Raw genomic sequence first — 20,600 nt, forward strand, 5'->3', positions numbered from 1 at the left:
TTTCACAAATGGCTGGCCATATATTACTCGGATTAAAACTCTAGGCAGATTTTGCCGAAATGCTTGCCAGACTCTTGGTAGCGGAACGCGTCAGCGATCTCTTCCAGCGCAAATGACCGGTCAAGGATCGGGTGCATATCGTTTGCTTCAATCGCGCGGATCATTTCTTGCTGATGGTCTCGGCTGCCTACAATCAGTCCTTGCAGACGGACTTGTTTCGCCATCAGTTTTGCGGTTGGAATATCCCCAGCCCAGCCAGTCAACACCCCAATGAGCGAGATATGGCCACCAATGCGAACGGCATCAATAGATTCTGGCAGAGTGCTAGGGCCACCCACTTCAATAACGTGGTCGACGCCCTTGCCACCAGTCATTTCCTGAACCTTAGTGCCCCAGGCCGGTGTAGTTTTGTAATTGATGGTGTGGTCGGCACCCATCGCGGTGAGCCGTTCCAGTTTTTCGTCTGAAGACGACGTAGAAATAACCCGAGCCCCCATCATTTTGGCAAATTGCAGTGCAAAGATAGACACACCACCGGTGCCCATCGTGAGCACGGTATCGCCTGCTTTCAGCCCACCATCAACAACAAGCGCTCTCCATGCGGTTAAGCCTGCGGTGGTCAATGTGGCGGCTTCTGCATGGGTGTAGCCTTTAGGGGCGTGTGTGAACCAGTTCGTTGGGCGGACAACTTGCTCGCAGGCGTAACCATCTTGGCCATCGCCGGGTGTGGTACTGAAGTTTCCAATAAGAGCGGGGCCAGTTAGCCAATCAGGGAAGAATGTCGACACTACAGGGTCACCAATCTTAAATTCGCTGACACCCTTACCGATGGCTTCTACAATGCCGGCGCCATCAGCCATGGGGATGCGGTTGTCTTCGGTCGAGATGGCTCCGACAACTACTGCATAATCGTGAAAGTTGAGAGAACAGGCTCGAATACGTACTCGAATTTCGCCAGGCCCCGGCTCACCGGGTTCCGCGCTATGGTTAAGTTTGAGCTGGTCAAGACCGCCCGGTGTAGAAAGGGTTATGCTTTTCATATCAAGTCCTTTAATTATTTCGTGTATAGGGAATGTATAGGGAATATATAGCAGAGTTAGTGCTACAGCTGTTCTCAGCATTGAGCAACAAGCTGTCTACCTTATGTATACTGGGTGATCAGTGTAGTCTTTGTTGGTTCCGCCGTACATAGTCGTTGGAGTATAGGTAGAATAAAAAGTCATTTTTCATAAGCTTTAAAATATACTTTAGCGTAAGTTTTATAGATTATATTGTCGTAGTCATCTAAACCTGATTTAGCCAATGGGTAAGCCGGACGTGTGAATAGGGTCGTGTCTTGCTTTTTGCCTTTTAGTTCGCTAAAAATTTGTAGGTTTGTAAGCCGTTACGGGGGCGAAAGCACCTTAGCGAAATCGTCCAAGCAGTACATGAACATTCAAATCGATTTTGTAGGCGAGGAACTTTGATTTTTCTTTTTGAAGAAAGCGCGCGTAAATGGGGACAGTATAAACAGATTAATAGGGCAAAATTTCTATGGCGCTTTGCCCCCCTTAGCGCCACAGGATAAGAAAGTTATGGCAGCTTTATTTCTTCTGTGCGCACTAAGTTGTCAATTTTAGTAGACTTCATTATTAAACTTGTAAGATCAAGTTTCGCCTAATTCATTTTATACCTTCGATAATAGCTATTATTATTGACTAACCCAAATACTGTATTTCATTTAACAACTTTTTATTACATTCGAGGTTTTGGTCACAAGTAATATTGGGCAGTCGAGTTCCTGTTGATGTAATTCGTTTTTAAATTCAGTTAACATATAGCCTAATAGGGAGTTTCTATGTATTGTAGTGACGGTTATAACTTCAATATTGTCAGATGAAGTAGAGTCCAAATTTTTAAGAGGGGTTGTTTCAAATACTTTATGCAATGAGGGCAAGTTGTTTTCATTATAGGCTTCAGTTAGCTGTGCTTCTTTAAGCCAACTTGCCATTTTGATAGGGTGGCTTTCGTGGACTTTAGTCAACCAAGTATCTGCATTAGTATATCTTTGCCTTGAAAAAAATTTTGTCCTAATAAAAATGCGGCGTTTGGCTGGCCCTTTCTCGATGCTCGCTGTAACCAGTTTACACCATCATCAAAGTCATAAATCTCTTCGTCAGTTAATAGTAGCATTCCCGCTCTGTATTCTGCTTCGCCTAGCCCAGGTATACCTGCTTTTTTATAAAAATTAAGCACCCTAGCTTTATCAATTTCAGTACCAAAACTATAGTGATAAAACTTTGCAAAATTATACATGGCATTTTTATGGCCACGATTTTAGGCTTTTTTAAATGACTTAAAGTAAGTCAGACATTCACTGGTCTTGCATTCAGATATTTGTAGCGCGGAGGCATTAAACGCTGAAGTTAAGGCAGTAATTATTATCGTTACAACTAATTTTTTAACATGTAATTTACTTATTAATGTTTAATTTATCTGTTATACAACCTTCTTCTTACTTGGTTTTAATTGAAGTTACTGCAACGTTTTAACTAAATGTAGACTATAGATAATAGCTTTATAATGAAATGTTAGATTGAAGTTAGTATGCTAGTTGTTATCACACCCAACTCCCTGATCTAAAATGAATATGGCCTCTACTTTATATTATATTTACGACCCTATGTGCAGCTGGTGTTGGGGTTATGCACCTACTTGGAAGCGACTGCAACAAGAACTTGCGCCACATATTGATATTATCTATGGGCTTGGTGGTTTAGCACAAGATTGCGATGAAATTATGCCAGACGAAATGCAACATTTTTTACAGCAAACTTGGCGAAATATCTCTGGGCAACTTGGTACCGCATTTAATTTTGATTTTTGGCGTGATTGTCAGCCAAGGCGCTCTACCTTTCCGGCTTGTCGCGCTGCACTTATCGCAAGAGCCAGCAATAAAGAACAAAGCATGCTGACCGCTATTCAGCATGCTTATTATTTACAGGCCAAAAATCCATCGGATATCGATACCTTATATAAGTTAGCGATTGAAATTGGCTTGGACGGCAATGATTTTTTGCAACAAATGAACAGCCAGCAACTTGATAAGGCTCTGAAAAAAGAAATCAGCCAAATGAGTGTGATGCCTATTAACGGTTTTCCTGCGTTAGTTTTAGTTAACAACCAATCGCTTATCAATATTCCCATTGATTATAAAGATTGGCGCAATAGTTATGCGTTAATCATGGCGAAAATTTAGCTTCAAAATTTTTAAAATTAACTGCTCAACTTTGTATCAATAGAACTGTCCTAAAAGGTTTAAGTTTTTCCTCCTTGTTTTCTCATTGTTTCCTTCCTGTAAAAAATAAAATAATTTTCAGGGAGGAAAGCAGGAGGACGGCAGGAGAGGTAAAAACGCTGACTTTTTAGGAGGTATTTCATACTAGTCTATATTGCCTGACTAAATTTTAAATCAACTTGATGTAAATACAGTAAATAGCCGTTAAAATACTGTTTTTTTGTAGTATGATGTGGCTATAAAAAAAAGACTATTCTTTGCTTTTTAAAAGTAAAAATAACAGCAAAATAAGGTTTCCTATGACATACGCAGCAATTACCGGTTGGGGCAAATGCTTACCGCCCGCTATTCTTACCAATGATGATTTAGCAACGTTTTTAGAAACAGATGACCAATGGATAACTTCTCGCACCGGCATGAAAGAGCGAAGAATTTCTCATGTTACCGTCAGTGAGTTAGCCCATGTTGCCTGTGCGCGAGCATTAGCTGCTGCAGGTAAAACTGCCAAAGATGTTGAATTGATTGTTTTTGGCAGCACCACCTTTGATCAGATTTGTCCTAACGCAGCCTCCAATGTTCAGCGTTTACTAGGAGCTGAGAATGCCGCTTGTATGGACGTTAGTACCGCTTGTACTGGTGGCATGTATAGCCTAAGTGTTGCAACGTCTATGATAAAAAGTGGCGTGGTTAAATCAGCGCTGGTTATTGGCGCTGAAACTATTTCGCCCATTATGGACTGGAGTAATCGTGATGTTGCTGTCTTATTTGGTGACGGTGCAGCAGCGCTTTACTTGGAAGAAAGTGCAGAAGAAACTGGCGTTATAACGCAAGCTTTAGGCTGTTATGGCGAATCTCGAGATATTCTTGCTGTTGAAGGTTGGGGCATGAAATATGCCAATAAAGGACGTTTGCTTGGGCAGTCTAATTGGGCGTTTTTAGGCCCAGAAATATTTAAAAAAGCGGTTTCAGGTATGGCGCAGGCTTGTGAAAAAGCACTAGCACAAGCGCAACTTAGTGCTGACCAAATGGCCAGTGTTGTTCCTCATCAAGCAAATTTACGTATTATTGATACCCTAGTTAAACGTCTTAAAGTGGACAAAGAAAAGGTGTTTATCAACATTCATAAATACGGCAATATGTCAGCGGCAACCACCTTAGTGGCCTTTGTCGAAGCGATAGAAGAAGGCTTTATTGCAAAGCAATCTTATGTGTTGCTTCCGGCCTTTGGTGGTGGTTTAACATGGAGCGCTCATGTGGTGAAATGGGGTGATAGAACGCACGCTTTATCAACGACCGATGTTGACTTACCTGAATGTAAGCAGTCTGGCTTGGAATTAGTTCAAGACATTATTGCTGGCAAATCTTTGTAAAAAATAAATTTTTGTTCATCAGCCAACACTACTTTGAGTTGGCTGATAGCTATAATAAGGATACCTATGCGCTTTTTATCTCGTCGGTTAATTTTGCCTAATGATTTAAATTATGCCAATTCACTCTTCGGCGGCAGGGCATTAGCTTGGATTGATGAGGAAGCTGCTATATATGCCATTTGCCAACTAGAAACAAACTGTTTGGTTACTAAGCATATTGGCGCAATAAACTTTGAATCGCCGGCACAACAAGGTGACATTGTTGAGTTTGGTTTATCAACTAAAGCGGTTGGAAGTACGTCGATTACCATTACATGCATTATGCGCAATAAGGTGACGAAAAAAACAATATGTTTGGCTGATGATATCGTTTTTGTTCAGGTTGATCCTGAATCAAAACAACCGATCCCACATGGTAAAACCTTGGCTTCTTTAACTGAAATATTGGAAGGTTAATGCGTTTGGTTAATCTAAAAAACCCTTAGTACCTGCCTTATAAATCATTATAATTTATCATATCTACAGTCAACTCTATTTCGTTATTGCAGCGATAAAACGTAGCCTTATTTAGTGGTTTTGCTGTGGTAATATTAAATAAGCACAAAAGGCGATAAGTGAAGTAAATAGCAATATAGTGATGCAGGCGTTGTATTTATTAGGTATTTATCTGATCAGATAGTTAGCCGTTGTTGTGCTTATTCAGTTTCATCAGTGAGAAATTGCTGATAGCCATCAACAGCAAAATATCGAATAGATTTTTTTAGCGTGATCTTTTTCGCAATAAGTTGATCATTTCGATATAATTTTACGACCTGCTTTTCGCCATTTACATCACTTTGATAACCATGAAGTGGATTTTTTTGTAAGTTTTCAAATTCGGTTCTCATGATTAATTTCATATTAACACTTGATCCTTTTGGTCATGACCATAATCACCACACCGTCATAATTACCAATAGCAAAATTTTTTAGCTTAGAGTCTGTAGCTTAAAGTTTGTAGCTTAGAGTTTATTAATCTCTTTTTGTACGCTATAGCCTTCATCAGTAACAATTTTTTCTAACACTTGCATACGTTCTTCAAGTGCTTGTACTTGTTTTGTCATCGCTACAGCTTGTTCATTACTTTGGCTGTTGTGGTCTAAGGTTTTGGTTTTAAATTCTAAATGCTTTTTGTACATGTCGAATATCACCCCAAAGCCAACTGAAATAAATACAATTAACACAACCATCGCTGTACCTGACATATTTAAGTCTCCTTTACCTTGTAATTGAAATAAATAATATTTCAATTAAGCATAGCGTATAACGATGAGAAAAATGCTTAATTAATCAGTAAAAAGTCCACTGAGCTCTTGTTTAGCTAAATAATTATCCATGGTTGAACGTAAGAGTTTATAAAGTAATATTGAACCGTCAATTTCTTCTTTACGGTTGGTTAAACTCTCAATATTAAGCCCTAAAGGTACTTTGTAGGGTAATACCGCATCAAGTATCTGAACTAAGGTATTGCTACAAATTCTAATGGATTCGTATAATGGTCGCTCAGCATTCAAAATGCGTAAACTTGTTGCTTCAGGAACACTGACTCCTAACCACTCAATAAACGCTAAGGTTTTTTTACTGCCACAAGGAGAGAAAGTTAAAATAATACGTTGTGGCTTTATACCTTGTTGCTGACATTCAATGGCATAGCGCGTCAACATATCGATGGTTGCTTGGGCATTGTAAATGGCTTGAGAGATAAAAAAATTGCAACCTTGCTGGTGTTTTTCAATTAATTTAACATGTTCGTTGCCTTTATTTGCATGGCGCTCAGCAATGGTAATACCGCCAATAAAAAAGTTGTTTTCATTGTTTACTAAAGTTTTATAGGCTTCGCCTAAAGGCAGACTGATATTATTTTGCCTTGAAGGGCTTCCAACCAACACAATGTCGCGAATACCATATTCATGCCAGGCTTCATTAGCCCACTGATTAAACGCATCGCCGTTTGATTGCACGACACTCTTGTAAGTAATTACCGGCCGGTTTGACTTTTGCTGTAAAAGTGAAGAGTAAAGCCGAGGATCATGTGTCGACTTAAAAGGAAAAGGCCGTGGTTTCGAGGTCCGTGAATCCTCATTTTGAATGTCATAAACAATTAAACCGTCAAAATCGATGTCGCTTACACGCTCAAGTAATTTATCGGCAATGGTTGATACTTGCTCAATGGGTGTATCACTTTTAGGCGGGGTTGTGCCAATAAAGTAGACACCACGATTTACGTCGTTATATCGTGCTCTTAACTCTGAACCGTTCTTCACTATCGTTACTTCTTATTTAAGGTAAATTAATGGTCTTTAATAACAATTATCTTACCTTGTTGGATGATAAAAATCTGCGTTAGTCTAATAATAGTTTTATCAACATTATAGCTAATGTTGATAAGGCAGCGGGTTTAGTACGTTAGCTTGATTTTCTATATCGATGCGGCGATATCTATTTGATGAAGAATTTCATCTTTATCTTTTAATCGTTTGATATTGTTAAATAAGGTATCTGCTTGTGGGTATTGTAATTTTAAATAACGCAACCATTGCTTTAAACGACTTGAAAAATAAAAGCTTTTATTACCTTTTAAGTCAAATTCACTATTACTTATTAACAACAAGCTTAGTTCAGACCAAGGCATAGGTTTTTCATCAAACTTAATCACATTGGCTAAGTTGGGTAGGGCTAATGCGCCACGCCCCAGCATTAGGTTGGGTGTTTGGCTCTGAGTTATACAGTTAGCCGCGTCACTTTTACTCCAAATTTCACCGTTAGCAAATATCTCAATAGCGTATTTTTGTCTTATTTGGCCAATAAAGTGCCAGTAAGCCGGAGGTCGGTAGCCATCTTGCTTGGTGCGAGCATGAATGGTTAATTGGTCAACTTGAGCTGACTCGATTGCACTAACAATTTCATCTAGCTTTGACGCATCGTTAAAGCCTAGCCTAATTTTCGCTGATAAAGTTGCATCAAGGCCAATGGCGGCTCTCATTTTAGCCATTATTTGGTAGATTTTTTCTGGCTCGTTCAGCAAAACAGCGCCACCTTTACTTTTGTTAACGGTTTTAGCTGGGCAACCAAAATTAACATCAATACCGTGCGATCCCATGTCTAATGCCCTGACCGCATTTTCAGCCATCCAATCGGGCTCTTGGCCGAGTAACTGAATTCTCAAAGGTGTACCACTTTGAGTTCTACAGCCATTCTCTAGTTCAGGACACATTCTTCTAAAAACATGCTCAGGCATTAAGGCGTCAACAATACGAATAAATTCTGTTATACAAAAATCATAATTATTCAAAGATGTCAGTGTTTTACGCATTAACTCATCGGCAACACCTTCCATAGGTGCTAGGATTATTTTTTTTACTTTGGTTTCTATTGGGGTATGCATACGTTATTAGCTGTAATATTTGAGGCGGTAGACGTTATTCAATGGTGTTTTATTAAATATCTTATGCTGAGAGCAAGCTGTGTTCTCAACAGGCAACGCGCTTTAGCTGCCATTAATGTTGATTTACCCAAGGGTAATCATCTGGCAATAATAACATTAAGCGCACCATAACAACTAAAAATAAATAGCAGGCTACTTATTTATCTTCTATTTTTTAGTGTTAAAAATTGCTCAAAAAATTAGGGTTCCACCGGAAAATGACTCAGAGCTAATGTGGTTTTGTGCTAAAAAATTAAATGGCGTTAGTAAAGTTAAGTGAGCTTATCCTATGTTTATGTACTTTTTTCGACAAAGACAGAATGATAATCAATCATATTAACTACATTTTACGATCGAAAGTGGCTAATGCGGCAGTTAAATAGGTGAGTTTTTTTACTTGTGGTTTCATGTTGATAAAGCTAATCTCAACGTTGTTGTAGATACAAAATTTCTTTAAATTAATGTAAAAATTTACAGCGCTTGAAATTTATTCACATCCAGTATGGTCTTTGTTAATAGCTGTACCTAGTAGATGTAGTATCTACATAAAAAATTAAAAGGAAAATATAATGAAATTAATTAAAAAATCTTCAATTGCGGCTTTATTAGGCTTATTTGTATTAACTGTTGCGGCAACAATGCCAGTGCAAGCAGAAACTAACCCATTTGCTGTGCAAAATGTCATGACTATAGTGTCTGCTGACGGTCACGAGAATGGTAAGTGCGGCGAAGGCAAATGTGGTGAAGGTAAAGCCAAAGCTAAAACCGAAGGTAAGTGTGGTGAAGGCAAAGCTAAAACCGAAGGTAAGTGTGGCGAAGGCAAAGCTAAAACTGAAGGCAAGTGTGGCGAAAGTAAAATGAAGACCAAAGCCAAAGGTAAATGTGGCGAAGGCAAATGTGGTGAAGGTAAAGCTACAAAAGCTAAAGAAGGCAAGTGTGGCGAATAAGCGCACCGCTTAGTTAATAAGTCTAACGTTTAGCCAATAAGCTTGATAGCATATTAAAAACCACTCACTGAGTGGTTTTTTAGTTTTAATGATTTAATATCAATGAAAACGTTTAACTATAAGGATAGTCAATGAAGAATAATATTGTGATTACCGGTGCGAATAGAGGCATAGGTTTAGCCATGTGTATGCACTTTAAGGCACAAGGAGATCGTGTTTTTGCGCTGTGTCGAAAAACTTCAGTTGAGTTAACCGCGCTTGATGTCAATATCATCGAAGATATCGATGTAACAAGTGATTTGGGTATAGCAAATATGGTCTCTGGATTAAAGCATATCGACATTGATGTATTGGTGTGTAATGCAGGTATTTTAAGGGATGAAAGTTTAGCCAATCTCAATTTAAGCACGATACGAGAGCAGTTCGAAGTCAATGCTTTAGCACCGCTAAGAGTGGTTGCTAGTTTGCAAAAGCAGCTTAACCAAGGAGCAAAAGTAGCACTTATCACCTCAAGAATGGGCTCTATTGCCGATAATGACTCAGGTGGTCGTTATGGTTACAGAATGTCAAAGGCGGCTTTAAATGCGGCCGCCATGTCGTTGAGTCATGACCTTGCCAGTAATAAAGTGGCTGTTGGTATATATCATCCTGGTTATGTCCAAACAGAGATGGTTAATTATGGTGGTGATATTAGCGCGAGTGATGCGGCTAAAAAGCTAGTTGAATTAATTAATCAATTAACCTTGGCACAAAGTGGTATTTTTAAACACTCTAATGGTAGTGTTTTGCCTTGGTAATAAAGAACACTATACGCTCAAATGTTGGTAAACCGTTTAGTAGCAAGCATATAAAAATTTGGCAAACTGTTCTGGCTATTCCTGCGGGGAAAGTCGCTTGCTATGGCCAAATTGCTGATCTAGCCGGTTTACCTGGCCGCGCTCGGTTAGTAGGTAAAGCGTTAGCTGCTGTGCCAACTAACGGTTGGCACGGGCAAACCGTGCCTTGGTATCGGGTGATTAATGCTCAAGGTAGAATTTCATTTGCAGCCGGTAGCGAGAATTTTGCTCGACAACGTGACTTACTGCAAGCTGAGCTAGTGGTGGTTATAGGAGCGCGTATCAAATTAAAAGACTTTCAATGGCAACCTGATTTAGCAGAATTGTTGTTTGTTTTAGCGCATTAGCTATTGTCTACAATTAAAAGCAGCTGAGTTAACTAATGAATCTAAGCTGCTTTATCGCGCTGAGTTATAAATGGCTAAGAACTGCAAGCGACTGAAGAATAAATCTCACCTTTAACGGCTATTTTTAAGCAGCTAACCCCTGATGAGTATTGTCTTCAGTGCCTGATAATTATCCCCAGCCTTACTGGTTTTATGATGAAAAGGACCGCCAGTTATCTTGTTTCGCTAGCGGATTTTTTCTTTGCGTTGGTATGATTAGCATTGCCCTTGTCGAACCTGCTTTAGCCTTTACCATAGTTGGTTAAATTTTTCTGGTTAACTAAATCAGTATGGCCAGCGCCAAATGCTGCTTGGGCTAACTGCCACAACTTTTCATAAACAAAGTCGGCTTGCCAACATTTTTCGATATTGGGAATTTGCATTATTTTCTGCATAATCTCTTGCTGAATATCACCCAGAGCTAAGGCCTGAGAATAAGGCAGTAAGGGCGAAAAGGTCACCATAGTATATAGCGGAGTCCAAAGTGCAGGATGGCGTTGATGAAATTCTGCTTCTATTTTTTTCTGTAATAAAAACCTTGCCTGACCTGATAACTCACTCATTTCAACAAAATTTCGTTTTGCTAACTCACTAATGGCATCCGCATTGATTTTTCTAGCCACTTGATAAGCTGGAAATATTTTTGACCAGTCTTGCTGATATTCAGTAATTAATTCGTTTAATACTCGACAATCTTCAAAACCACAATTCATGCCTTGACCATAAAAAGGCACCATGGCATGAGCTGAATCACCAATTAACGCGACAGTATTATTGATAACCCAAGGGTCAATATTAAGCAGAAATAATGGGCTGGCGGTTTTATTGAGAAAGTCATCTATCGGATTTTCCATTAAAGGGAGTGCATCGGCAAAATTTTCTGTAAAAAACGCAGTCACCTCAGCGCGGTGTGTTAATGAAGAAAATGAAACCTCACCTTCAGCGTCTAGAAATAAAGTGCAAGTGAAAGAACCGTCAGGGTTAGGTAAGGCAATCAGCATAAAGGTTTTACGTGGCCAAATATGTAAGGCATTTTTGGCTATTTTAAATGAACCATCATCATTGGCTGGAATGTTTAATTCAATATAGCTTTGTGGCATATAAGATTGGCTAGAACTAAAACCTGGCGTGTCTTGTGCTAGGCGGCGCACTTTTGAGAAAGCGCCATCGGCACCAAATAAAATATCTGCTGATATTTTTTCAAGCTTATGATCATGGCTAAAGCTAGCACTGGCATCGTTAAAATCAAGATCAACTAAACGTTGTTCAAATCTCACGTTTATTAAGGGCTCTTGCTCAGCTAAATCGAGTAGCTGCTCATTAATGCCTGAACGAGAAACCGACCAAATAGCTTGATCCTTTTGACCATATGCTTGTTCGGTAATCGTGCCATCAATGGCATGCATTACGCGCTTATGCATAGCAATGGCATGTTGCTTAATCTCTGCTTCAATACCAACAACTGCTAATGCCAGCCAGCCCCGATCAGACAAAGCAATGTTAATCGACTTACCCTGATAAATATTATGATTACGTGAGTCAGGTCGCGATTCAAATAAATTAACGGCATAACCTTGTCGAGCTAAAAGCACGGCAAGTAGAGTACCAACGGGGCCGGCACCGGCAATGGTTATTTGCTCTCTGACTGACATTAGATGAATTCCTTTAATATTCTGACAAAATGGTAAATATTTTGAACATTATTGTATAACGACACGGGCGTAACACAAATAACATAAGTTGTGCGCCCATCAGTGCTAACACTCAAAATTCAACCCGCAAAGCGCTTAACTTGGGTATTTTCAATGTGGCTTTGTTATACAAAACAGCCAGCCATAGCACCTGAACTGCTGTTGAGGTATTTACCCTTGTACCAGCAGGCAATATCGACTTGGCGTTTATGCAATGATAACTCAATATTGTGGGTAGCATGAGTAAGATTGAATTTAACTTTCAGCATAATATTGAGCACAATAAAAAATTTAATATCAGTAACTTTTTTCATAAAAAAAGTAGATTCTTTCTGCTGCTGTTAGGTTAAATTTTTGTCGGTTAATTAAGCTTTAGTTGTTGTTAAAAAAATCTTATCCCCGAGGCTCATAAATCAAGAAGTAAACAAATGTGTTATTAAGCGCATATTCGTTAAGCGAAAGGGTGGTTAAAGACTCGATATGACTGAGCTTTGTACAGTCAGCGGTCGCTTTAATTACCAACAAGAATAAGATAATAATTAGACATAAATGGTTAGAAATTAAGGTTGCCTGTCGTTGAATCTAGGCAGATTAGCGAAAACAGCAAGACATTGATAATTACCCTAGGTAGAGTAAGTTACATACCCGCTCTGTTTGCTATAACAATAAAGTCATCAAGATTTTAAAGTGATTCGTTATAAAAATGGGATGATATTTGGACAATCTATGGAGTTGAAAATGAAGCGTAAAACACTAGCAATCTTAATTGCGTCAGCACTCACAATCTCGTCTTTTGTGACGACTAACGTTTTAGCCTTTGAACAAGACACGGCTAACGATATTGCAAAAGACTATCAACAGCACTTAGCACCATTATGGGATCATTTTCATCGTAATCCTGAATTATCATTAATGGAAACTAAAACAGCAAAACGTTTAGCGCAAGAATTGAGTACTGTGGGTTATGAGGTTACTCAAGGTGTTGGTGGCACAGGTATTGTCGCGATAATGAAAAATGGCGAAGGCCCAATGGTCATGGTACGAGCCGATATGGACGGTTTGCCGGTAGTTGAGCAGTCAGGCTTAGCTAATGCCTCAACCGTTAAAATGCAGAATTGGAATGACGAAACTGTTGGCGTTATGCATGCTTGTGGTCATGATGTTCATATGACGAGCCTAGTGGGAACTGGCCGCTATATGGCTGAAAATAAAGATAAATGGTCAGGTACTTTAATGCTTATAGGGCAACCTGCAGAAGAAAAGGGTCCAGGAGCGTCTGCAATGATGGCAGATAATTTATGGCAGCGTTTTGGTCAACCAGATTATGCTTTTGCTTTTCATGTTACCGCTAATTCAGAAGCGGGTAAGATAATTGTAGACGAAGGCTCACCTTATGCCGGTGCGGATACGGTTGATATTAGGGTACATGGTATTGGTGCTCATGGTGCTTCACCACATCAAGGTAAAGATCCTGTCGTGATCGGTGCGCAAATTGTGAATAACTTACAAACGATTATTAGTCGTGAGTTAGCACCTCGTTATGCGGGTGTTATCACAGTGGGCTCATTTCATGCCGGTACTAAGCATAATATTATTTCAGATGAAGCTAAGTTGCAGTTAACAGTACGTAGTTTAACACCAGAGGTACGTGAGCAGTTACTATCAGCAATTAAGCGTGTTGCTATTGGTACAGCACGCACTGCAGGTGTACCAGAAGATAAATTACCAGAAGTAGTGGTCAGTGAATTCGCTTATCCACCGACCTTTAATGATAAAAAGTTGGCTAAGCGTTTGAAAAACGTATTAAGCGAAAAAATGGGTGCTGACGCGCTATTAGAGCCGGCAGAAACGGGTATGGGCGCAGAAGATTTTGGCTTTTTTACCACACAGCCTTATATTCCTAGCGTTTATTTTAAAGTAGGCGGCACGCCAAAAGCTGATTTTGAGCGTGCACAAGCCGGTGGCGCGGCCGTGCCAAGTCATCATAGTCCGCAATTTAAAATAACCCCTGAGCCCGCAATTAAATCAGGTGTTGAAGCTACGGTATATGCGCTACTTGATGTTATGGCGAAATAACAAGCCTAGCCCTTAACGTGTCTTTATTGTGATACTGAAAAGTAAATGGTTTAGTATCACAATAAATTTAATCGTTAGCGCGGATTATATTGATATCGCTTTAGTGATAATAAAATAGCAACGACCTTTGTGCTGATTTTCCTGGTCAAGTCGTGTTTATGAACAGTATGTAAGAGCAAGTTGATTAATTAGCTGTTCATTTTTAAGGGATAAAATGAAAAAATACAGAGTGATAAAATTGATAACTAGCATAACGCCTGACTAAATTTTATACCTAGTATTAAGCCATTATTTCTCATGAAAAAGTAGGTGAATTAAAAGACGTATAAGTTGATGCTAAACATGAACTTTATTAGCTGAGATCAGTCTTTAACCGTATTTCATTTATAAAAAAGCCCAGTCACAGACTGGGCAAAACAACAGGGAGAAACTATTTAAACAAAGGGGTTAATTTTTTTCTATTACATTGGCATTACGTTGTTGTAATAAGCTTTTGCCGTTAATCGCAATTTTTCTTGGCTTTAGCGCTTCCGGTATTTCTCGTTCTAAATCTATAGACAGTAAGCCATGCTCTATAAACGCACCAATGACTTTAACATGCTCGCCTAATTGAAACTTACGTTCAAAGTTGCGATCAGCAATACCTTGATGCAAATACTTACGCTCTTTATTACTGTCGCTAGCGCTTTTTGTACCAGTAACTATGAGTGTGTCTTGCTTTGATTCAATGTCGAGTTCTTGTTCAGCAAAGCCAGCGATTGCCATGGTTATACGGTATTGATCTTCCGCCAGTAACTCTACGTTATACGGAGGGTAAGAAGGTTGTTTATCTGCCCTTGATGCTTTGTCAATTAATCCGGCTAAGTGATCGAATCCGATAAATGAGCGGTAAAGTGGGCTGAAATCTGTAGCTGTACGCATAATTCATATCCTATTTAAGTTTAGCAATATGTTGTCTCTGTAAATATATTTCTGATGCTAAAACCAGCTAAAGCTGCGAATTGTGACAACTGAAATTAAACGTTTACAGAGTTTAATTGTGCCTTTCAATATTGAACAGGCGGTTAATGTAGACCCTATCGGCGACTACACTATTAAAGATGGGATTAATGCATTTAATTTCAAGAGCAAGGAGGGGATATAGTTGAGTTATTGTTAAATTGATTTTTAACTTGTTGATTTTTAAATATATAATTATTTGTTTTACGCTTGTTAGTTGATGAGAGCTAATATTTTATATTGGCTCTCATCATGCTATCGTTTGAAAAGTGCTAGCCAGAATGCTCACTTGTTGTGGTTTTTGTTGGTTGAACTGTTTGACCCATTGACCTTAATTTGGTTAACGCTGTGTCGTAATCTGGGTGTTGAGAAATATTGCCGACTAATTCTTTGTAAGCGATTTTTCCGTCAACATCAATAATGAAAATAGCGCGTGTTAACAAGCCCATATCTTTAATAAGCAAACCATAATTATGACCAAAATCTCGCCAGACAGCATCAGATAACACTTTGATATTTTCTACTTTTTCAGTTTTACAAAAACGTTTTTGCGCAAAAGGTAAATCATTGCTAATGGTTAACATAACCACGTTTTCGGGTAAATTTGCTACTTCATCATTAAAACGCTTAGTTTGAATAGAACAAACACCAGTATCTAAACTCGGTACAACTGAAATTAACACAGGTTTTTGCTTAAATTCAGCCAAGGTAACGGGTGAAAATGACTGAGTTACTACTTTAAAGTCAGGTGCTTGATCTCCTACTTTTACTTGATTGCCAAGTAAGGTAACGTACTTATTACCTGCCATGACTAAATTGGTAGTTTCTGTCAGTTCAGGTACAGAAATATCAGCGCTGGCTGAAGAGAAAAACACTGAGCTAAGTAAGGCAATTGCGGTTAATTTAAAAATATTCATAATTTCGATATTTACTTAAGGTAAACTAGACCCCAAGCTTACCTTTTTGTAAGAAAAAAGTGTAGAAAAAGTGTAGAAAAAAATGCGAATTAATCGTGTTTTATTTTAAAAAACCACCACTAAATGTCGTAGCATAAATATATCTTAATCTTTTATTCCTGAGTATATCTTGCTGAAAATTTCACTTGAGTTATCTTTTGCTATCCCAACCTAGGGCTTTTTTGTTATGCCAACTTCTTTACTTATTTGTGATGACTCCACTATGGCGCGAAAACAAGTCGCGCGCTCACTTCCTGATGGCTGGGATGTTGACTTAACATTTGCCAGTAATGGTGTTGAAGCCATAGCGGCAATTAAGGCAGGTAAAGGTGATATCTTATTACTTGATTTGAATATGCCAGAAATGGATGGCTATCAAGTACTAGAAACCATATTGAAACAAGACCTGCCAACCCTTGCCATTGTTATATCAGGTGATATTCAACCTGAAGCACATCAAAGAGTGAAGGGGTTAGGTGCATTAGACTTCATTAAAAAACCGGTTGATAAAAGCAAACTCACTGAAGTATTGAGTGCTTATGGGGTTTTCAGTAAAGAAGATCTCATCATTGCTGAAAATGAAAATGAAAATGAAAATGAAAATGATACAGCTAAACTGATAAATCAATCAACTGGCCCGGTAAAAAGCGCATCAGTGAGAAAGCCTGCTGTGGCAGCAACCCAGAAGTGCATTACTAAAGTTGATAGTGAAATGCTTGATTGTTATCAAGAAATCACTAATGTAGCTATGGGGCAGGCAGGCGATTTGCTCGCTCGTTTACTGGACGTTGTTGTTGTTTTACCCATTCCTAATGTTAATTTAATTGAAGTCAGTGAGTTAACCATGGCGCTTTCGGACGTTGAGAACAAAGATGAAACCTCAGGTATCTGTCAAGGTTTTATTGGTGCTGGCATCTCAGGCGAAGCACTTTTAATTCTTAATGACTCCAGCTTTAAAGACATTGCTTCTTTGATGAAATATGAAGATAAATTAGACAACAATGTTGAGTTAGAGTTGTTAATGGATATGGCTAATTTACTTATTGGTGCGTGTTTAAGTGGTATTGCAGAACAGCTTGATATGTCCTTTAGTCAGGGCCATCCAGTTGTGTTGGGTCAACATAGGAAAATTTCTGAATTAATTGCGACAAATACTAATAAATGGAAGAAAACCCTCGCGATTGAAATTAGTTATAGTATCGAAAACTACCCTATTAAATTTGATCTACTGCTGCTCTTTACTGAACAATCGTTAGCCGTACTTAATCATAAAATAGCTTACTTGTTGGATTAATCATGTCATTACAAACTGAACAGTTGAACGAATTACATTGGATGATGGAAGTACTTCATACCATTGATGTTGGCCTGGTAGTACTTGATCGTGATTACACCATTCAAATTTGGAATGGTTTTATGGAAAACCACAGTGGCTTATTGCCGCGTGAAGTTAAAGGTAAGTTACTCTTTGATCTTTTTGACGAAATACCCCAAGACTGGTTTCGTCGTAAAGCGGAATCAGTTTTTTTATTAAAAAACAAAGCGTTTACTATTTGGGAGCAACGCCCTTATGTCTTCAAATTTAACAATTATCGCCCTATTACCGGTACCGCTGAGTTTATGTACCAAAATACAACCTTTATTCCTTTAAAGTCGACTACGGGTGAAGTTTCTCATTTATGTTTATTAGTTTACGACGTAACTGATAATGCTACGCAGAAAAAGCAGTTAAAAAAGGCTAACGCTGATTTAGCTATTTTGAGTCGAACCGATGGCCTGACACAATTATTTAATCGCAATCATTGGCAGCAATGTATAGCTGCTGAGTTTAAGCGCTATACGCGTAACCAACATGCTAGTTGCTTAGTTATGTTAGACATAGATCACTTTAAGGCTGTTAACGATAACTATGGCCATTTAGTAGGTGATGATGTGATTCGCCATTTAGCTAAGTTTATCCGTGAACAAGTACGAGAAACTGATATTTCAGCTCGCTATGGCGGTGAAGAGTTTATTATTTTATTGGCGGACACTCATGCAGAAGGCGGGCTAATATTTGCTGAGCGCTTGCGTAAAACAGTAGCAGAGTCAGTGGTTATTTATAATGGCATTGAGGTTCAATACACTATTAGTTTAGGGGTTGCACAAATTCAACCAAACTATAGCTCAGAAAGACAGTGGCTTGAGCATGCCGATAACGCTTTATATCAATCGAAAGATAATGGCCGTAATAAAGTAACGGTTCATCAAAAGTGATGTTATAGCCAGTATGATGAAGATAAAAAAAGCCCATATGGGCTTTTTTTATCTTCATAAACGCATTAATACTTCAGTGCTCATAAGCGCAGCATACTAGTTTACTGATGCTAGCTTACTGATTATATTATGCTTTCTTTAGCGCAATTAATCCATGTAGCCCTTGTGCAATAATTATCGCTAATATTACACCTCCGGTGTTAGCCGCCAGATCTAACCATTCACCATAGCGATTAACGTGTGGCTGAATCAATTCAATTAAGCCACTCCACGTAATGAATAACAAGGCAAAGGCTAACCAATACTTAGGCCGACGTAGTGCGGTAGGCAACATTAAAGCGCAATAGGCAATAAAGTGATGGGTTTTATCACTGCCAGGTACACTGGGCAAATGCTGGGCAGGGTAGAGCGAAGCAACCGTTATTAGTACTAAAATCACGATTGTTATAGCCTGCCAAAACTGCTTAATAAAGTTTATTATTGCGATGATAGTCACTACTTTTTATACACTAATTTGCCATTTACCCAAGTTTTATCCACCGATATTTTCCAGATATTTTGCTCAGGCATGGTAAATAAATTATTGTCGAGTAAAACAAAATCAGCTTTCTTCCCTTGGGCTAAGCTGCCAATGATGTTTTCTTGATGGCCGGCATAGGCGGCATCTAAGGTAAAACTTCTAAAAGCTTCTAGTGGTGTCATTTTCTGATCAGCAAACCAACCACCTTCGGGACTATTGGTATGATCTTGACGAGTAATTGAGGCATGTAGACCAAAAAATGGATTGGGTGATTCAACGGGGAAATCTGAACCAGCCGCAATCATTACTTTAGCATCGAGTAACTTTCTCCAGGCATAGGCGCCTAACATTCTGCTTGGCCCAAGTCGGTCTTGTGCCATGTTTTTATCACTGGTCGCGTGGGTTGCTTGCATGGCAGCAATAAGATCTAGCGCTGCAAAACGCGGTATATCTTCAAGTCGTAATACTTGTGCGTGTTCAACACGGTGACGTAACGATTTGGTATTAGTCGCTTTGATCTGTTTTTCGTAGGTATCAAGTACCAGTTTATTCGCATTGTCACCAATGGCATGACTGTTAACTTGATAGCCTTGGCGCATTGAAGTATTGACTAAATGTTCAAATTCTTTCGGGGTATTTAGCAGTAAGCCTTTATGACCTGGGTGGTCAGAATAATCTTCAATTAATGCCGCACCGCGACTGCCTAAGGCACCATCGGTTTGAATTTTAACGCTATTAAAGGTTAACATATCGTCTTTGCTGCGATATTGACCGTTAGCTAACGTTTGTTGCCACTTAGCCGACGGTAAATACAACATAGCATTAACGCGAATACTCATCGCTTGTTCTTGGCTGAGTTCTTTAAAGGCATTAAGGTTATCGGTGTCAATACCAGCATCATGCACGCTAGTAAGGCCATAACTGGCAAGCGAGTCCATCGCCTTGACCAACACTTGTTTTTGCTGTTTGATAGTTAAAGGCGCGATACTGTCATTAATGAGTGCCATGGCATTATCGATAAAAACACCTGTAGGTAGGCCATTCTTATCTTTAATAATCTCACCGCCTTCTGGTGATACGGTATCTTTTGTGATGCCTGCCAGCGCCATCGCTTTTGAATTTGCCCAGCCGGCATGGCCATCAACACGTTCAAGCCAGACCGGTTGCTCGATAAAGTGCTGGTCTAAACTCTCTGCATTAGGGAAGGCATTACTTGGCCATTGGGTTTGGTTCCAGCCGCGACCTTGTATCCATGTCAGCCCCGCGTTGGCTTTGGCGTAGGCTAAGGTCTTATTAACGGCGTCTTGCTCTGAAGCACTGTTGACTAAATCTGCGCGTAATAGGCTTAAACCGTAGTTTAAAATGTGACCATGGGAATCAATCAAACCCGGGATTAAGGTTTTTCCTTTACCATCAATCACGGTTAAATTTTTTCTGCTTGGTAGCGTGTCTGTTGCAGAATATATTTTATCGATTTTGTCATCGGTAAAGGCAATCGCAGCGAAGCTTTCTAGTTCGCTGCCCGTTATGGTATAGCCTTGAATATTGGTAATTAACGTAGTTTTTGCAAACACTAGGGCTGGGCTCAATGTTGCGATGAGTATTGCCGACTTTATTGAGGTGGATAGTCTAATCATTGTATTTCCTTGATGTACCTTTTTATTATCACTAAATACTAACATGAAAAATAATGAAAACTTTAGCTGTTTTATCTATGGACTCGGAGCTTTTTATGAGCAAAAGGCCTAAAGGCTCTGAAAGGAGAATAAGATAAAATCATAACCTTAGTCCAGGTGTTAAGTCCTAGCACTATTGACGATTAA

The 20,600-nt window shown here is 39.1% G+C and carries 21 protein-coding genes; 9 read left to right on the forward strand and 12 right to left on the reverse strand.

Annotated elements, in window-relative coordinates:
- Positions 1-32 precede the first annotated feature (32 nt).
- The gene (locus H4J61_RS10855) at positions 33-1,040 is read right to left on the reverse strand and encodes an NAD(P)-dependent alcohol dehydrogenase (RefSeq protein WP_182185048.1); all 1,008 of its coding nucleotides are present in this window, start codon (positions 1,038-1,040) and stop codon (positions 33-35) included.
- A gap of 979 nt (positions 1,041-2,019) precedes the next feature.
- Complete coding sequence (locus tag H4J61_RS10860; protein WP_182185049.1) at positions 2,020-2,295, reverse strand: hypothetical protein; 276 nt, start codon at positions 2,293-2,295, stop codon at positions 2,020-2,022.
- Between the two features lie 328 nt (positions 2,296-2,623).
- On the opposite strand from H4J61_RS10860, the gene H4J61_RS10865 reads away from it, so the two are divergent.
- The 3 genes from H4J61_RS10865 (at position 2,624) to H4J61_RS10875 (ending at position 5,103) form a co-directional block, all read left to right on the forward strand.
- A complete protein-coding gene (locus tag H4J61_RS10865; protein WP_182185050.1) occupies positions 2,624-3,238 on the forward strand; it encodes a DsbA family protein in 615 nt (204 codons plus the stop codon).
- A 338-nt stretch (positions 3,239-3,576) separates the two neighbouring features.
- Positions 3,577-4,647: a beta-ketoacyl-ACP synthase 3 gene (locus H4J61_RS10870; RefSeq protein WP_182185051.1), complete on the forward strand. Its 1,071-nt coding sequence runs from the start codon at positions 3,577-3,579 to the stop codon at positions 4,645-4,647.
- A gap of 66 nt (positions 4,648-4,713) precedes the next feature.
- Positions 4,714-5,103, forward strand: coding sequence for an acyl-CoA thioesterase (locus H4J61_RS10875; protein WP_182185052.1), 390 nt, complete (start codon positions 4,714-4,716; stop codon positions 5,101-5,103).
- A 239-nt stretch (positions 5,104-5,342) separates the two neighbouring features.
- Here the strand turns inward: H4J61_RS10875 and H4J61_RS10880 are convergent, their stop codons facing one another.
- The 4 genes from H4J61_RS10880 to H4J61_RS10895 all read right to left on the reverse strand — a co-directional run bounded on the left by H4J61_RS10880 (position 5,343) and on the right by H4J61_RS10895 (position 8,071).
- Positions 5,343-5,546 carry a hypothetical protein gene (locus tag H4J61_RS10880; RefSeq protein WP_182136923.1) on the reverse strand — a complete coding sequence of 68 codons (204 nt, stop codon included), beginning with the start codon at positions 5,544-5,546 and terminating at the stop codon, positions 5,343-5,345.
- A 102-nt stretch (positions 5,547-5,648) separates the two neighbouring features.
- Positions 5,649-5,891, reverse strand: coding sequence for a hypothetical protein (locus tag H4J61_RS10885; protein ID WP_182185053.1), 243 nt, complete (start codon positions 5,889-5,891; stop codon positions 5,649-5,651).
- An 81-nt stretch (positions 5,892-5,972) separates the two neighbouring features.
- Complete coding sequence (locus H4J61_RS10890; RefSeq protein WP_182185054.1) at positions 5,973-6,950, reverse strand: methylenetetrahydrofolate reductase; 978 nt, start codon at positions 6,948-6,950, stop codon at positions 5,973-5,975.
- A 155-nt stretch (positions 6,951-7,105) separates the two neighbouring features.
- Complete coding sequence (locus H4J61_RS10895; protein ID WP_182185055.1) at positions 7,106-8,071, reverse strand: tRNA-dihydrouridine synthase; 966 nt, start codon at positions 8,069-8,071, stop codon at positions 7,106-7,108.
- A 608-nt stretch (positions 8,072-8,679) separates the two neighbouring features.
- Between H4J61_RS10895 and H4J61_RS10900 the strand changes: the two genes are divergently transcribed.
- From H4J61_RS10900 to H4J61_RS10910, 3 genes are all read left to right on the forward strand, one after another.
- Positions 8,680-9,057: a hypothetical protein gene (locus H4J61_RS10900; protein ID WP_182185056.1), complete on the forward strand. Its 378-nt coding sequence runs from the start codon at positions 8,680-8,682 to the stop codon at positions 9,055-9,057.
- Positions 9,058-9,188: 131 nt separating this feature from the next.
- On the forward strand, positions 9,189-9,854 hold the full coding sequence (locus tag H4J61_RS10905; RefSeq protein ID WP_182185057.1) for an SDR family oxidoreductase: 666 nt from the start codon (positions 9,189-9,191) through the stop codon (positions 9,852-9,854).
- Complete coding sequence (locus tag H4J61_RS10910) at positions 9,848-10,240, forward strand: MGMT family protein (protein WP_220461241.1); 393 nt, start codon at positions 9,848-9,850, stop codon at positions 10,238-10,240. The genes H4J61_RS10905 and H4J61_RS10910 overlap by 7 nt, the downstream gene beginning before the upstream one ends.
- A gap of 281 nt (positions 10,241-10,521) precedes the next feature.
- Here H4J61_RS10910 and H4J61_RS10915 read toward each other — a convergent pair whose 3' ends face one another.
- Together H4J61_RS10915 and H4J61_RS10920 are read right to left on the reverse strand one after the other, a co-directional pair.
- Positions 10,522-11,931 carry an NAD(P)/FAD-dependent oxidoreductase gene (locus H4J61_RS10915; protein ID WP_182185058.1) on the reverse strand — a complete coding sequence of 470 codons (1,410 nt, stop codon included), beginning with the start codon at positions 11,929-11,931 and terminating at the stop codon, positions 10,522-10,524.
- A gap of 164 nt (positions 11,932-12,095) precedes the next feature.
- The gene (locus H4J61_RS10920) at positions 12,096-12,284 is read right to left on the reverse strand and encodes a hypothetical protein (RefSeq protein ID WP_182185059.1); all 189 of its coding nucleotides are present in this window, start codon (positions 12,282-12,284) and stop codon (positions 12,096-12,098) included.
- Positions 12,285-12,708: 424 nt separating this feature from the next.
- On the opposite strand from H4J61_RS10920, the gene H4J61_RS10925 reads away from it, so the two are divergent.
- Positions 12,709-14,046 carry an amidohydrolase gene (locus H4J61_RS10925; protein ID WP_182185060.1) on the forward strand — a complete coding sequence of 446 codons (1,338 nt, stop codon included), beginning with the start codon at positions 12,709-12,711 and terminating at the stop codon, positions 14,044-14,046.
- Positions 14,047-14,493: 447 nt separating this feature from the next.
- Here the strand turns inward: H4J61_RS10925 and H4J61_RS10930 are convergent, their stop codons facing one another.
- A complete protein-coding gene (locus H4J61_RS10930) occupies positions 14,494-14,967 on the reverse strand; it encodes an Hsp20 family protein (RefSeq protein WP_182136915.1) in 474 nt (157 codons plus the stop codon).
- A 350-nt stretch (positions 14,968-15,317) separates the two neighbouring features.
- A complete protein-coding gene (gene tpx / locus H4J61_RS10935) occupies positions 15,318-15,962 on the reverse strand; it encodes a thiol peroxidase (RefSeq protein ID WP_182185061.1) in 645 nt (214 codons plus the stop codon).
- A gap of 226 nt (positions 15,963-16,188) precedes the next feature.
- Here tpx and H4J61_RS10940 point away from each other — a divergent pair, with 226 nt between their 5' ends.
- Positions 16,189-17,295 (forward strand): response regulator, encoded by a 1,107-nt coding sequence (locus H4J61_RS10940; protein WP_182185062.1) that lies wholly within the window; start codon positions 16,189-16,191, stop codon positions 17,293-17,295.
- Positions 17,296-17,297: 2 nt separating this feature from the next.
- Positions 17,298-18,257, forward strand: coding sequence for a diguanylate cyclase (locus H4J61_RS10945; RefSeq protein ID WP_182185063.1), 960 nt, complete (start codon positions 17,298-17,300; stop codon positions 18,255-18,257).
- 127 nt (positions 18,258-18,384) lie between these two features.
- Here H4J61_RS10945 and H4J61_RS10950 read toward each other — a convergent pair whose 3' ends face one another.
- Both H4J61_RS10950 and H4J61_RS10955 read right to left on the reverse strand, forming a co-directional pair.
- Entirely contained in the window at positions 18,385-18,696 is a 312-nt protein-coding gene (locus tag H4J61_RS10950; protein ID WP_310649811.1) for a VanZ family protein, read from the reverse strand.
- A gap of 56 nt (positions 18,697-18,752) precedes the next feature.
- The gene (locus H4J61_RS10955; protein ID WP_182185064.1) at positions 18,753-20,414 is read right to left on the reverse strand and encodes an amidohydrolase; all 1,662 of its coding nucleotides are present in this window, start codon (positions 20,412-20,414) and stop codon (positions 18,753-18,755) included.
- Positions 20,415-20,600 lie beyond the last annotated feature (186 nt).

It is taken from the genome of Colwellia sp. MB3u-4 (genome assembly GCF_014077065.1).
In the GTDB taxonomy this organism is placed as follows: domain Bacteria; phylum Pseudomonadota; class Gammaproteobacteria; order Enterobacterales; family Alteromonadaceae; genus Cognaticolwellia.